This window comes from Mesomycoplasma hyorhinis ATCC 17981, from assembly GCF_000383515.1.
Classification (GTDB): Bacteria; Bacillota_I; Bacilli_A; order Mycoplasmatales; family Metamycoplasmataceae; genus Mesomycoplasma; species Mesomycoplasma hyorhinis.
Genome location: NZ_KB911500.1, coordinates 1 through 15,667, shown reverse-complemented (window position 1 = coordinate 15,667; position 15,667 = coordinate 1). Strand labels below are relative to the sequence as shown.

General features: G+C 25.4%; 10 protein-coding genes. 8 read left to right on the top strand and 2 right to left on the bottom strand.

Features of this window, described 5'->3' with window-relative positions; genetic code table 4:
- Both F801_RS0103535 and F801_RS04395 read left to right on the top strand, forming a co-directional pair.
- A partial coding sequence (locus F801_RS0103535; RefSeq protein WP_020104658.1) for an IS3 family transposase occupies positions 1-286 on the top strand: 286 nt, incomplete at its 5' end.
- 45 nt (positions 287-331) lie between these two features.
- The gene (locus F801_RS04395) at positions 332-490 is read left to right on the top strand and encodes a hypothetical protein (RefSeq protein WP_014582774.1); all 159 of its coding nucleotides are present in this window, start codon (positions 332-334) and stop codon (positions 488-490) included.
- 316 nt (positions 491-806) lie between these two features.
- On the opposite strand, the gene F801_RS0103525 is transcribed toward F801_RS04395, so the two are convergent.
- Positions 807-1,529: a ribonuclease HIII gene (locus F801_RS0103525; RefSeq protein ID WP_014335612.1), complete on the bottom strand. Its 723-nt coding sequence runs from the start codon at positions 1,527-1,529 to the stop codon at positions 807-809.
- Positions 1,498-2,244 carry a hypothetical protein gene (locus F801_RS0103520; protein ID WP_013302265.1) on the bottom strand — a complete coding sequence of 249 codons (747 nt, stop codon included), beginning with the start codon at positions 2,242-2,244 and terminating at the stop codon, positions 1,498-1,500. Before F801_RS0103520 ends, F801_RS0103525 begins: the two co-directional genes overlap by 32 nt.
- A 200-nt stretch (positions 2,245-2,444) precedes the next feature.
- On the opposite strand from F801_RS0103520, the gene F801_RS0103515 reads away from it, so the two are divergent.
- The 6 genes from F801_RS0103515 to F801_RS0103490 all read left to right on the top strand — a co-directional run bounded on the left by F801_RS0103515 (position 2,445) and on the right by F801_RS0103490 (position 15,552).
- A complete protein-coding gene (locus F801_RS0103515; RefSeq protein ID WP_015084199.1) occupies positions 2,445-4,220 on the top strand; it encodes a ribonuclease J in 1,776 nt (591 codons plus the stop codon).
- An 8-nt stretch (positions 4,221-4,228) separates the two neighbouring features.
- A complete protein-coding gene (gene uvrA, locus F801_RS0103510; RefSeq protein ID WP_020104657.1) occupies positions 4,229-7,096 on the top strand; it encodes an excinuclease ABC subunit UvrA in 2,868 nt (955 codons plus the stop codon).
- 26 nt (positions 7,097-7,122) lie between these two features.
- Entirely contained in the window at positions 7,123-8,145 is a 1,023-nt protein-coding gene (locus F801_RS0103505; RefSeq protein ID WP_020104656.1) for a prolipoprotein diacylglyceryl transferase, read from the top strand.
- A 92-nt stretch (positions 8,146-8,237) separates the two neighbouring features.
- A complete protein-coding gene (locus F801_RS0103500; RefSeq protein WP_014335608.1) occupies positions 8,238-9,155 on the top strand; it encodes an NAD(P)/FAD-dependent oxidoreductase in 918 nt (305 codons plus the stop codon).
- Positions 9,156-9,322: 167 nt separating this feature from the next.
- A complete protein-coding gene (locus F801_RS0103495) occupies positions 9,323-12,493 on the top strand; it encodes a P97 family adhesin (protein ID WP_020104655.1) in 3,171 nt (1,056 codons plus the stop codon).
- A gap of 41 nt (positions 12,494-12,534) precedes the next feature.
- Positions 12,535-15,552 (top strand): P110/LppT family adhesin N-terminal domain, encoded by a 3,018-nt coding sequence (locus F801_RS0103490; RefSeq protein WP_020104654.1) that lies wholly within the window; start codon positions 12,535-12,537, stop codon positions 15,550-15,552.
- Positions 15,553-15,667: the final 115 nt, after the last annotated feature.

Genomic DNA, 15,667 nt, shown 5'->3' with positions numbered 1-15,667 from the left:
ACAATATCAACATAAACAATTTTCAGAAAAATTAAAACAAAAAGGAATAACTCAGTCCATGTCTCGAAAAGGAAATTGTTTAGATAATAGCATCATTGAATCATTTTTTGGGACATTAAAAAGAGAATGTTTTTATGGTCGTGAGAAAGAATTTTTAACTTTTAAACAATTTCACAAAGCAATTGCAAATTATATTTATTATTACAATTACAAACGAATTAAAGATAAAATAAAATGAATGTCTCCCATTAAATTTAGGGAAACATTCATTTCAAATTATAATTAATTAAAACACTCAAAAATTTTTTCAAGAAAAGGATATCACCTCATAATGGTAATTGAAAATAATTTGCTGAAGTCTTTAAAATTTGAATGTATAAAAGATTCTGGAACTATTACTACAGAAATATTACTTATTTGAACTATTTTCAAACGTTATCAAATGTGTATGAATGTTCAAAGAATTTATCAAGCTTCTAATTCTTTCTAGTTGCTAAATTTTTAGCTACGTATAGAGGTTTTGTAACTGTAATAAAGTTTTTATTTTTGGAATATTTATAAGTGAATCATTAATTTCTAAAGCAAGATTTGGAACAATATTTAGAGCTTTGTTTTCTTTGTTTAAAAAGATAATGCATTGAAAAAATCTCCATTTTTAGTAAAAGGTTCATAAATAATTTTCTTATTTTAGAATCAATAATAAATTAAAGAATATAATCTAAAAGTCAAAAATGTTTGTAAAAAATTGATCCATTTCTGTTTTTAAATGCTTGTTTTTTCAAGTGTTTTCAAGATTATTTTCTATTTTATTTATTCTTAATTCTTTGTATTATTGTTTGAGTAGTTTTGAAATGATATTTTGCATTTTTTCTTAAAAAATCAAGTGAGTGTTTTTTGATTTCAGCTAAAGAATAATTTACGATATTTTCAATGCCTGATGATCCTTTTGGAAAAATAGTTTTTCATTTTTTTTCTCTTTTTTGCATTGTCATTGTTAAACTATACTTTGCAATTATTGAAGCAGCAGAAGCTTGTTTTAATTTTTCATCCGCTTTTTTGATTAATGTTAAAGGATATTTTTTTAAATTTCAATGTTTGATGTTCAATTTTTGATAAATTTGCAATAAATAAGATTCAAAAGTTTCCAAGGAAACAAAACCATCAATAATAATTGCTTGTGGAGGAGTTGTTGAAAAATGTTCTTTTTTTAGTTGTTTTAGTATTTTTAAGTACAAAATAGTTTTAATTACATGCGAATTAAAACCTTGCTCAATTAAATAGTTATACTTTTCCATTTCTAAAACAATGACTTGAAATTTAATTTTTTCAATGAGCTGATTATATAAATTTTCTAATTTTAAAGCAGTTAAAGCTTTAGAATCCTTGGTTTGTTCAAGCAATTGAGATTCTAAATCACTTTCTTTAAAAAGTGCACAACAAACAGTTAAATTAGTAAAATATTCTCCCACCCCAACTTCATCACAACCAACTACATAACTATTTGGTTTTATTGAATTTAAAATATCCATTGTTATCCTTTGTTATTAATTTATCAGAAATTATAAAATACTTTAAATCTCAAATATATGCTCTATTAGAAATTAAAATTAAATTATTTCAGATGTTGTTAAAGTCTACACTAAAATTTATGAATTGATTTTGGATTAACTTTTTTTCTGCTAAAAATCTCATTTTTTCTTCTTTTTCTGCATATTTTCCCAGTGGTTTTTCAAAAGGAACATAAAATATTTTGTTTCAATCAATTTGAGTTTCTTTATTTTTTACATAAGACACACTAACTAATTGTTGAATGAAATTTTCTTGATTTTCAAAATTAGAAATTCTTTGATTTTTTTCATCCAATAGAAGAACGGGTTGCTTTGCATTGATTTTTAAGTTATTTAGATCGCGGTTCGAAAAAATTACACTATCTTCTAAATTATTTTCAAAATTAGCTCAAGTTGGGATTGTATTTTTGTAATACATAAAGAATTTGTTTTTATTTAGTCTTAAAAACTTTTTTATTAATTTTTCTTCATCTTCATTTAGATATTTATGTTTAATAATGCTTGTTTTTGAAGCAAAATTATCTTTATTTTGCAAAAATAATTTAATTTGTTCAATTAAGTTTTTATCTATTTTTCTTTTTCTTAAAAAAGTTAAAAACTTATTTAAATCAAAAACAGATTTAGAAATTAAACTAAAAAAAATAATTGCAAAATCAAGATTTGTAAACTTTTTCATATTTAATAATTTTAAAGCTTTTTAGAAAAATTTTGCTAGCAATAAATTAAAGCATTTTTTTATATAAATCTTTAATTAATATATAATTAGGAAATTAATATTAATAGAATAATGATTTTTATTTAATAAATTAATGTAATTTGTAAGAAATAATATAGAAAAAACAATAAATTTTTGTTAATTTTTAAAGGATATAAATAATGAGTATTAACTACAATGAGGATACAAAGGATAAAAATTCGAAAATTATTCCTACTAAGTTTTTTGGTCTTGGAGGAATGCAAGAAATCGGAAAATCGACTTTAGTAATTGAACACGCTTCAGATATTGTAATAATAGATTCAGGGGTTAAATTTGCAGATATTTTTACCACAGGAGTTAAAGGAATGATTCCTGATTATTCTTATTTGCAAAAGAATCAAAACAAAATTAAAGGTTTATTTATAACTCATGGACACGAAGATCATATTGGTGGAATTGTTTATTTAATTCAACAAGTGCATATTAAAACTATTTTTGCACCAAGAATAGCGATTCAGTATTTAAGAGCAAGAATGGATGAATTTGGTTTGAAAATTAAGATCAAATTTATTGAAATTGAAAAAGATGCAGTACATACTTTTGATCATTTAAGTGTAGATTTTTGAACTGCGCAACATTCTATTCCTGATGCTTTTGGAATTAGAGTTAGTTCAAAAAACGGTTCACTTATGTTAACAGGAGATTTTAGGTTTGATTACACACCAATTGGAAATTACACTGATTTTTCAAAATTAAAACAAATTGGTAATGAAAATTTAACTGCTCTGTTTTCAGATTCAACAAACGCTATGAGACCAAGTCATTCCCCAAGTGAAAAAGACATTTTAAAAGACATTGAGTATCATATTAAAAATGCAACTAAAAAAGTAATTATTACTGCTTTTGCTTCTAATTTAACAAGAATTAAAGCAATTATTGATCTAGGAATAAAGCTAGATAAAAAAATTGTTACTTTTGGAAGAAGTATGATTAATGGGGTAAAAATAGGTAGAAAAATTGGTTATATTAACTCACCAGATAACATTTTTATTGATAAGAAAAACATAAGTAAATATGATCCAAATGAAATTTTAATTTTAACAACAGGTTCTCAAGGAGAACAATTAGCTGCTTTAGACAAAATGTCATATAACAAACATCCTCACGTTAAAATTGGCAATAAAGACGTGATTATTTTTTCTTCATCTCCCATTCCTGGCAATAGAATCAAAATTGAATTATTAATTAATAGATTATATAAATTAAATGCAATTATTAAAGAAAATGGATCAGATGGTTATCTGCATACTTCAGGTCATGCTTATAAAGAAGAACATGAAAAAATCTTTGAGTTGACAAAACCTAAATATTTTTTCCCTTATCATGGCGAATATCGAATGTGTTTAGCGCACAAACAAACAGCTATAGAATCAGGAATTAAAGCAACAAATGTAATTATTCCTGATTTGGGTGAAGTTTATGAAATGGTTAATCAAAAAATTACCAAATCAAAAGAAGTAATTCCAACAGGACCTGTTTACATTGATGGTTATGTTGTTTCCACAGCAAATTCACAGATTTTAAAAGAAAGAGAAGAACTAAGAGAAAATGGTTTTGTTTTTATACTAACTGCAATAGATAAAAAAACCAATTCAATTATTGGAAGATCAAAAGTAATTTCTCGTGGTGCTTTTTTTGCCAAAAGTTCAAAAAATCTTTTAAATGAAATAAGAAGATTAGTGCACGGAGCAATTTTATTTACAATTAAAAATGAATCCAAATGAGATATTCCACAGCTAAAACAACTAATTAAAAATAGATTAACTACCTTCTTTTATAAAGAAAAAAGAAGAAAACCAGTGATTCTATCTTCGTTTTTATTTGTAGATGAAAAATATGATTTTCTACAAGATTATGCAAAAACATTGTCTTTTGAAATAAATGATAAAAGTTAGGATTTCTGATGAAAAAAGACACTCACAATTTTATTTATGTACAAGGTGCAAAAGAAAATAATTTAAAAAATATTGATGTAGTAATTCCTAAAAATAAATTAGTAGTTTTAACAGGTGTTTCTGGCTCAGGAAAGTCATCTTTAGCTTTTAATACCATTTATGAAGAAGGAAAAAGAAGGTATGTTGATTCACTTAGCTCATATGCAAGGCAGTTTTTAGGTGGTACTAAAAAACCTAATGTTGATTCCATATATGGATTAATGCCAACCATTTCTATTGAACAAAAAACAACTCACAATAATCCAAGATCAACAGTTAGTACTGTGACTGAAATTTATGATTATTTTCGTTTGCTATATGCCAAAATAGGAAGAGCTTTTTGTCCAAAACATAAGCAAGAAATTAAAGCTTGAAAAAACCTAGAAATTATTGATTATGTATTGTCTTTTAAAGAAAATACAAAAATTTTAATTCTTGCTCCTAAAGTGAAAAAACACAAAGGAGATTTAACAACAATTTTAAACCAAATAAGAAATCAAGGTTTTTCCAGAATAAAGATAAATGAAGAAATTGTTTCTGTTGATGAAGAAATTACTTTTAATAAAAACACTTATTATGATATTGATATTGTAGTCAACAGATTAGTAATTTCTTCTTCTATTACAAGGCAAATAATTAGTGATTCAATACAAACAGCTTTTGAATATAGTAAAGGTTTGGTTAAAATTGAAGCTTTAGGTTATCAAACAAAAACTTTCTCACAAGTTTATGAGTGTGATGAGGGTGATTTTAAAATTAATACTATAGAAAACAAACTTTTTTCCTTTAATTCGCCTTCAGGAATGTGTCAATCTTGTCAAGGAATAGGAATAAAATTAAAAGCTGATTTTAACTTAGTTGTTTTAAATAAAAAATTAAGTATTAACCAAGGTGCATTAACTTATTTTGGTGCTTCACCTGATCCTAAATCTATTGAATGGCAAGAATTTGATACTCTTTTATCTTATTACGAAATTGACAAAGACGTACCTATTGAAAAACTAAGTGCTGATGAATTAAATATTATTAAATACGGAACAGATGAAATTTTAGACTTCACACTTATTTCATCATCAGGAAATAGATATAGAAAAACAAAGTCAATTGATGGAATTTTAATTAAAATCGAAAATAGATATTTAGAAACAAGTAGCGAAGAAATAAGGACTTGATATAAAAAATTTATGTCAGAATTAGTTTGTGCTGAATGTAAAGGAGCAAGATTAAATCCACAAGCTTTAGCTATAAAAATTAATGCTTTAAATATTTATGAACTCTGTGAATTACCAATTGATAAAATTTATGAGTTTATTAAAAATCTAAAACTTACTGATTTTGAATTTGAAGTAGCTAAAAATATTTTAGTTGAAGTTGAACATCGACTTAAATTTTTAATTGATGTTGGACTTGGCTATTTGTCTTTAAATAGAAAGGCAGAAACACTCTCAGGCGGTGAATCACAAAGAATAAAATTAGCTACACAAATTGGCTCTAATTTAACTGGAATTTTGTATGTTTTAGACGAACCATCAATCGGACTTCATCAAAAAGACAATCAAAAATTAATTAATTCTTTAAAAAAGATGGTTGAAATTGGTAATACTTTATTAGTAGTTGAACACGATGAAGAAACAATTTTATCAGCTGAACATATTATTGATATTGGACCTTTTGCAGGAACGAATGGTGGTCAGCTTTTATCCAGTGGGCCACTAGACAAAGTGCTTAAAAATAAAGATTCTATTACTTCTCAGTATCTTTTAGGCATTAAAAAAATTGAAATTCCTTCAAAAAGAAGAATGGGTAATGGGCAATTTATAGTAATTGAAGGTGCTAAAGAAAACAATTTAAAAAACTTAAAAGTAGAAATACCATTGGGTAAATTTGTAGCTGTAACTGGAGTTTCTGGTTCAGGAAAATCTACTTTAGTAAATGAAATTTTAGTTAATGGAATTGTAAAACATCTAACAAATCCTTCACAAAAGGTAGGAAAACATTCGCAAATAAAAGGAATGTTTAATCTTGATAAAATAGTTTCCATTTCACAATCACCAATTGGAAGAACGCCTCGTTCTAATCCAGCAACTTATACTTCGGTTTTTAACGATATTCGAGATATTTTTGCTTCAGTTGAGTTAGCTCGAGCTAGAGGTTATCAAAAAGGTCATTTTTCTTTTAATTTAGCAATTGGACGTTGTGATAAATGTCAAGGTGATGGTTCAATTAAAATTGAAATGCATTTTTTACCAGATGTTTACGTTGTTTGCGATCATTGTGAAGGTAAAAGATATAAAGAAGAAATTTTAGAAGTAAAATATAGTGGCAAATCTATTGCAGATGTTTTAGAAATGACTGTTGAAGAAGCTATAATTTTCTTTGCAAAACGTTCAAAAATAAAAGAAAAATTACAAACTTTATTACATGTTGGACTTAACTATATCAAACTTGGTCAATCAGCAACTACTTTATCGGGTGGTGAAGCACAAAGGGTTAAATTAGCTACTTATTTACTTAAAAAACCAACAGGAAAAACATTATATGTTTTAGACGAACCAACTACTGGATTGCATACTTACGATGTTGATAATTTATTAAAAGTTTTAAACAGAATAGTTGATCATGGAGACAGTGTTTTAGTCATTGAGCATAATTTAGATGTTATTAAAATAGCAGATTACATTATTGATCTTGGACCTGAAGGTGGTGAAAATGGAGGTTACATAATAGCAACAGGAACACCTGAAGCTGTAGCTAAAAATCCAAATTCATATACAGGCGAGTATTTAAAATATATCTTAAATAAAAATAAAAGTTTTAAAAAAGAAGAAAAAGTATAAAATATTATTCTAAAGAAAGGAAAGAGATGGATGCACAATACACTATTCCAGAAAACCTAATTAGTGAAAGGCCTTTTAAAGAAGGAGAACCATTTTATCTAATAGGTAATTGATTGCCTGTTTATTCTTTTACTATTGTTTTAGGTATGATTGCTTCAATTTTGACAATATTTTTCTTCTGAAAAAGAGAAAAATATAAAATTGACCACCTTTTAACTTTAATAATTATTACTATTCCTTCTTCAATTATTGGTGCTCGTTTAGGGTTTATTTTTGAGCGTTTAGCTGCTAATGATAGTACAATTGCGCAAAACTGATGAAACATCCGTGAAGGAGGTTTATCAATTCAGTGGGCTGTGATTTTACCAACAATTTTTAACCTTCTTTATGCCTACAGAAAACGAATAGACATAGATTATAGAAAAGCATTTTCATTTATTTTACCCGCTGTTTTAATCGGACAAGCTATTGGTCGTTGAGGAAATTTCACTAACCACGAAGTTTATGGAAAAGTTGATTATACAGGACAGTATGTCGATTGACTTGGATACTGAATAAGAAGAAATATGTTTATTTCTGATAGCGTAGAACCAAATGGTGCCTTGAGAGTACCTTTATTTTTCTATGAGTTCTTAACTTCTTTATTTGGTTATATTTTAATTGTTTGAGTGTTGAATTTATTTGGTTGATTAAAGCCAGGATCTACAGGTGCTTTATACATTATGTACTATGGAATTGTAAGAACTTCAATGGAAAACTTAAGACAAGAAGCGTTTGCAATTTACTTTGTTTTAGCTATTTTATCTATTATTTTAGGTCTCATTTTACTTCTCAGATTTGAGTTGTTTACAAATTACTACATTAAAATTGGCAAAGAAGTAAATAAAGAACACAAAAAAATCTTTTCTCTAGGACAATATATTCACATAGTAAAATTTTTAAGATATCAAAAATCTAAAGAAAAATTCTTCAATATTCCTTTTATAAGATGAAATAGAGTAGCTACTATTAATAGATTAAATGCTCAAAGCAAACAAGAACTTAATTAACACTTATACTATTTGTTTTTATAACTTTTGTTGTTATTTAAAATGAATTTTATTAATAGTTGTAAAATTATTACATATAAAAAGGAGAAGATATGGAAGTTAAAAAATATGATGTATTAATTATTGGAGCCGGTCCTGCAGGGATGACAACAGCTTTGTATGCAAGTAGAGGAAATTTAAAAGTAGCTTTACTTGAAAAAGGTGCTCCTGGTGGTAAATTAGTTTCACAATCTAAAATTGAAAACTGACCAGGTGATGAAATGATTCAAGGAGCTGATCTAGCTTTGAGAATGTATAATCATGTTTTAAAATTTGGGGTTGAACATAATTATTGTGAAGTAAAAGAAGTGATTTCAAATTCTGAGTTTTCAAAAGCTATAGTTTGTGAAGATGGAACTAGATATGAAGCAAAAGCTGTTGTTGTTGCATCAGGTATGGTTGAAAGAAAACCTTTAGATATTAAAAATCTTCAAAATTTTGAACATAGAGGAGTTTCTTATTGTGTTGTCTGTGATGGTCCATTTTATGGTCATAATCCAGCAATTGTTATCGGTGGAGGTAACTCAGCAGTTGAAGAATCAGCGTTTTTAGCTTCAATTGCTTCAAAAGTTAGTGTTTTTGTACGTGATGCACAATTTAATGCTGAACCAATAATGATTGAAGAGTTAAAAGCTAAAGAAAATGTAGAAATTTTCTTCAATTCTAAAGTTTTAGAACTCAAAGGAAAAGAATTTTTAGAAGAAGCTGTTGTTGATATTAATGGTACTGTTAAAACTATTAAGGCACATTCTTTATTCCCTTATATTGGTTTTCTTCCTGCAACTAGTTTTTTAACAAATTTAGATATTTTAAATGAAGCAAAATTAATTCCTGTAGATAAATTTGGTGAAACAAGAGAAAAAGGAATTTATGCAGTAGGAGATGTTGTTCAAAAAGAAATTCGTCAAATAGCAACAGCTGCAGCTGATGGAGCAATAGTTGGTAAAATTCTAACAAGTAGACTTAAATAATTTTATGAAATCCTTCATTTTTAAAGCAAAAATAAAAATATATTTTTGCTTTTTAGTTTTTTATAATTTTTAATTAAATTCTAAATCTTAGGCAAAATCGCTATAAGAGTTTATAATTTAATATTACTTATTTATTTGAAGTAAAAATTCGAATTAAAAGGATTAATATGAAAAAAAATAAGAAAAAAACATTACTACTTGCTTTATTCGTTTCATTAGGAGCCATTAGCTCCTTTTCTTTAATTGTTGGATTATCCTCTTTAGCAAAATACAATGCTAAAAATCCTATTGAAGAAGTACAAAAACAAGCACGTAGAATCACAGGAATTACTTTTAATCCCAATAAATTTACTTTACTTTCTAATTATGAAGTTATTAGAGATCAACTTTTTGATAAAAAAAATGGAAAATACCAATTAAAAAATAATGTTAATTTGGAAAAATATCTTAATTTTTATCAAGTTCAAAACCAAGAAAGCGTTCTAATTCGTTCATTTCCTAAAGAAGTAGAACTAAAGTTTGACCAAGTTCAACCACTTGATGATGTTCAAGAATTTAAAATAGTTTTTCATTTTTCACAAAATATTCAAAACAAAACCTTTAATTCTGAAATTAAAACCATTAATTTAGCTGTTAAAGATAATAAAAATTTTTTAATAAATTCTTTTGTTTCTGAAGTTGTGAAATCTTTTGCTCCAGGTGAAAAATCAGATCTTCATGATAACAAACCAGAAAATATTTTTGACATAAATGGAGCCAGATTATCTTCTGTTGAAAACAAAAAAGCTCCTTCACTTACATTGATTGAGGATTTTGATTTAGAAATTAAAAAAGTTAAAAACTCTGATGATTTGAAAAAACTTTTAAATCAATATTTTAACTTAGATCAAGTTTTACAATCTTTAGACAAAACTATCGTTGACAAAACTTTAAAAATTCATCCTTTTAAATTAGAGTTTGTTAAAGATACAGAAAATCAAGAAAGATATATCACACAAAATCCTGATCAAAAAGGAATTTACAATATTTATCTTAAAATATCTTTTAGTGATGAGTTAAAAAATTTATTAGCTAATGATGTAGATAAAAACTTTTCTAAAATTCTTGTTTTAACTTTAGCCAAAGATACTTTTGCAACAAAATCCTTTTTCATTGATGCAAGTAAATTATTTGACTTTGTTTCTCTTTCTGATGTTGATTACAAAATAAATGAAAAAGATAAAACTAAAACAATTTCACAATATGATATTTTAAGTTTTCAAAATTTCTTATTATCTCCAGAGTCTTCAAAATCCAACATTAGTGATTGAATGTTTAAACAAAGATTTTATAACCCAACAAGTAACACATCTTTTTCAGAAGCATTAGGAAGTAAAATCAACAACTATTTAAACTCCAAGTTAGAGCTCAAATTTGCTAATTTCTTTGACAAAAATTACAAAAATAGTTTTAAATTTACTTTATTAAATAACATTGTTGCCAAGCAAGATGCTAAAGGAGTTTATTTAGATATTCCTTACACCATTAGTTTAAGTTCTAAATTTAGAAATACTCAAGAAGTAACAACATTATATTCACAAACATATCATCTGGAACTTAGAGGATTCAAAGATGGATACCACTTAATTGATTCATATAATAAATACATTCAAGATAAAAACTTCAAATTAACAAATTCAGATGTTCCAATTCTTCCAAATCTTGATATTTTATCTACATTGTTTTCTTCGATTAATGATTTAAATAATTCAAATTTTGTTATTGAACCTTCAGAAACTAATAAAATCAACAAAGAGATGACTCCACTTGAAGAAGTTTCAGGTGAGTACATTCAGCAGTTAATTAACTTAAATAAAACTGATAAATTAATTGAGTTTTTAAAAGATAGACGTTATTTTAATTTAAGTTTTTCTGAATTAGATTACTTTAAAAGTATAGAATCAGACTATGTTCTACCTTCATTAGATGAAGTACGAAAGAGCAATATTGAAATTGATTTATCACAAAATAATTTATCTAATTTTAACCTTATTGGATCTTTAAGTATTTTTAAAAATAAAGCTGAAGTTGGAACTTTTTTTGCTCTTTTACTAAAGGAAACCCCTGATACAGTTAAATCTTATTTAGAAGTTATTTATGACAAATTTGCTTCATTTTTAAAGCAAAAACAAGCAAATAATTCACAAGATAATTTTAAAATCAATAGTTTTAATTTAACAAATTCTGCTGTAGATGATCAAAGTTATAATTCCAATTTAACAGTTAAAGCTATTAAAAAATTCGATTCTAGCAAAAATATTCCAGAGTATCAAAGTAGTATTTTTTACCAATATCTAACTAAAATAGATCAGAATTTTAAAAATTTAACAACTAAAAATTTAGATAATTCTTATTTTCCAAATATTTCTAAATCTAAATTTTCTATTTCAAATAATCAAGTTATTTCAAATGGTATTACTTATAGAAAAAATAATGCTGAAACTAAAAAAGTCCTTGTGAAGAATGCTTCTAATTCAGAAGAAAAGATCTTTGCATTCAAAGATAATTTTATGAATTCATTAGAAGAATTTTTATTAAGTTTTTATTTTAGTGCTGGATTAAAAAATAATTACAAAGGTTTTGAATCCATTGCTAAGGGTTGAACTACAAAGGTAAATTTTGAAATAGTTCCTAACAATGAAACTAATTTTGCTGATGCTAATCATATAAATTTAGCTTATTGATACAATTTTTATTTACCAATTAATGATCAAGATTTAGGTGAGGCAATTTTTAGAACACCTAAAATTGCAATGTCACTAAAAATAAGTAATCAAAGTGTATTTGATTTTAAAGAAAAAGCAAGACTGGATGAAATTGTTACTAATTTACCAACTGCATCATTGACTACAACTCTAACAAAAATTTATGTAAAAACAGTCGATAATAGTTCTCCTTTTCACTTTGAAAGAGAAGTTGAAGCTGATAAACAATATGATGATAATGATGTAAAATCAAAATTTGCCGACAAAGATTTAGATTCTACTCAAACAGAACAAACTTTTGAATTACTTTTTGGTCATCCAGAGTTAGTTAGATTAAAAGCATATTTACAAAATGCTAAGTTTATTTACAAAGCAAATTCTAATCATCTTAGCCGTTTTAATCCACAAACGAGAATTATTACTTTTTATGCAGTTTCAGATGATAATAAAATTCAATCTAAACCATTTTCAATAGTAGTAACTTCAATTCCTAAACCACAACCCCAAAATACTACAAATAATTCAAATCCAAAGTCAACACAAACTTCTTCTTCACAGCCACAAAATGTAAAAAACAATAAAGAAAAATCATAAGAGAAAGAAAAAATAAAAATTAACTTTAAGTAGGTAATATTATGAAAAACAAGTCTAAAGTAATTCTGTGAAGTTTTTTGGGTGGATTATTCTTTTTATTTACAGCTACTGCTTCGATTTTGGTTGCAACTAATTCAAAAAGAAAAAGTTTTCAAGCTTTATTAAACCAAAGAAATAACTTGCCAACAACACTTTCAGAAAACATCAACAAAAATCAATTATCTTATGCTGATTTTCAAAAGATAATTTCTGGATTTAAACTAAAACCTGAATTTACTAATTTAAAAGCACAAACAGTTTACACTTTGATGAAAGAACCAGGTTATTCTTTTAATGTTTTAGATATAATTGATACAGGTAACAAACTTAATTTAGCTTTTGAAATCAAGCTTAATAATTCAACTGATGAGAACACAAGAACTCAAGTTGAAAACAATACAATAAAAAATTTAATCGTTTTAGCTTATAAAGATACTTCTCCATTTGTTTCAAATCAAAATTCTAATTCATCTACACATTCTCCAGATTTTATTTATCAAACAAACTTTAATTTAACTGGTTTTAAAGATGTTTCTAGCTCAAAAACTAATCAGGATGCTTCAAAATTAAGTCCATTAGATGCAAATATTAACTCAGAATTCAAAGATGAAAACACTAAAAAAGAAAATAAAATTTTAGATTTTGACATTTCTTTTATTAATTCTTATTTTAGAGTTGAAAAAAATTATAGTAAATTACTGCCCTCTGATTTTTTAAACAAACTAGAGCAAACTTATAAAACAGAAAAAGATAATAATGACACTTCTTCTTTTGGTTTAATTACTAAATTAGGAAAATTTAAACTTTCAAATTCACTATTAGATCCAATTGTTTTAAAACCAAATCAAAAACTTTTCTTTTCTTCAGCAAGTCTTCAAAGAAAAAGTTATTTAGCAAATGATGAAAATGGAACTTTGTTATTGGAATTTAATTTAGAGCAAGATAAAAGAATCATTAATACTATTTTTTTAGAAGTAAAAGGATTAAATTCAATAAAAAATTTAGCAAAAGACATTCAGCAGCAATTAACTACTTTTCCTTCTTTGTTTTATAACAAATTCAATATCAACAAAGTAACAGATAGCAAAATCAAAGAAATTTTAAAAAACAAATTAGAAGCTAAGCAGCAAAGTGGTAGTTCTCAAGAATTTAAATACGATAGAAAGTACATAGCACCATCTGAAATCATCAAAACACAACAAGATCTTAATAATTTTCTTCAATGAAACTATGCTGAGATCAAAAAACTTTCTTCAGTTTATGATATTCAATTTGATGCAATTTTGAACGATCCACTAACTGATTCAGATAAAAATTTATTAAATTATGAAGGAAAAGTACACGCACAATTAAATGTTCTTTTTAAAAGAAAATCAGATAATGTTTCTTATTTAGAAAATATTAAAGATGTTTATTTCAAACTTTTTGATAATCAATTTGATAGAGATTTAAAACTTGAATACGATGCTAAATTAGCACAATGACATAATTCTAGCAATGTTTTTTCTATAAAACCAGAAAAGAAAAATTTATTAATTTCTGATATATTAAGAGATTTAAATAGTGTTATTCCTTCTTATATTAAAAACAAATCTTCAAGAAATAGACCAGATAATGATTCACAATTTTATTCATATTCATTTGAGGAATTATTAGCACTAAGTGATTATACTAAAACAAAAATTGTTATTAGTTTTCTTGAACAATACTTTAATGATCTTTTATTAGATGATCATTTAAATTCTGAATCTAAAAAACCAGGAACTATAATTGCTGATCTTATTAAATTAGCAAGTAATAATAAACTTAATCCCCTACCTTCTACATTTTCCAAAACAAATGTAGTATTTCAACTATATTATGATAACCAAAGACAAGCATTAATTATAAAATTTGTTATGTCTCCTGATACAGATGGTTTAGACAATGAAGCAAGATCAAGAGAAATTATTATAAAAGGATTTGCTCAAAGCGAATTAATTGATCAAATTAAAAATGATTACTCTCCTTTAATATTTTTAAATAGCTCAAAAGCAGATACTTCCCATCTAGTTTCTACTAATGAAGTTAAAAATAAAATAAGTTCATTGTCAGATATAATGTCAAACTCAGATGCTAAGTTATATGAAATAACACAATTATCTTCAGTAAATACCGATGTTGTGCATTACTCTAACATTGACTCAAATAAGAAATCTTATTATTTAAATTCAAATAATTTATCAGGAATTATTCTAAAAGATACTGGATTAAAAACTGATAGTATTAAAAATGATTCAGATGAAAATATTCAAGAAGGAACAACAATAAAAAATGGAACAATTTTTTTAACTTTTAATTTTTTAGAAGCAATAAATGATAATGAAAAACATTATATTTTAAGTTCTTTAAAAAATAGTAAATTAGGTGAAGTTGCTTTATTTATTCAAAAATTATCAAAAGATAAAGCATCTTCTTTCACTAATGAAGATAGTTTCATTTTAGGAATAGAATATAAAAATGTACCAATAAAAAGCACCACTGCATCTACAACTAATAATGAACAAAAAGTTAATCAAACTATTTTAGCTGCAATTTCTTCTGAGAAAAAAGCAGAAGTTACTCCAGTAAAACTAGATGATAACTCAAGTAATTCAAATACTTCAGTAGATAAAAATCATTTAAATATTAGCATTTTAAACAATAGTCAAAATTTTTCAAAAGTCTTTTTTGCAAATCCGCTAAATACTATTATTTTACAAATTAATGTCAATAACACAGCTAAGGAATCAACACTAGAATTTATTCTTAAAACCAAAGCAAATCAAGATAATATTTACAAATCCATAATTAAAACTGATAATCAAGATGCAACAATAAAAGTTTTATTTGATAGAGGAATTGATTTTGCAGTTATTGGTTCCAGTGAAAGTTCAAAGAAAACTTCAATGTTGTTTAAATCATTATTAGCTTTTGATAAAATTTCAAAAGAAGATTCAGAGCAAATTATGAATTTGTTATCTTCAGAATATTTAAAATAAATAAAAAAACCTTGATTTTGAGGTGATACCCTTTTCTTGAAAAAATTTTTGAGTGTTTTAATTAATTATAATTTGAAATGAATGTTTCCCTAAATTTAATGGGAGACATTCATTT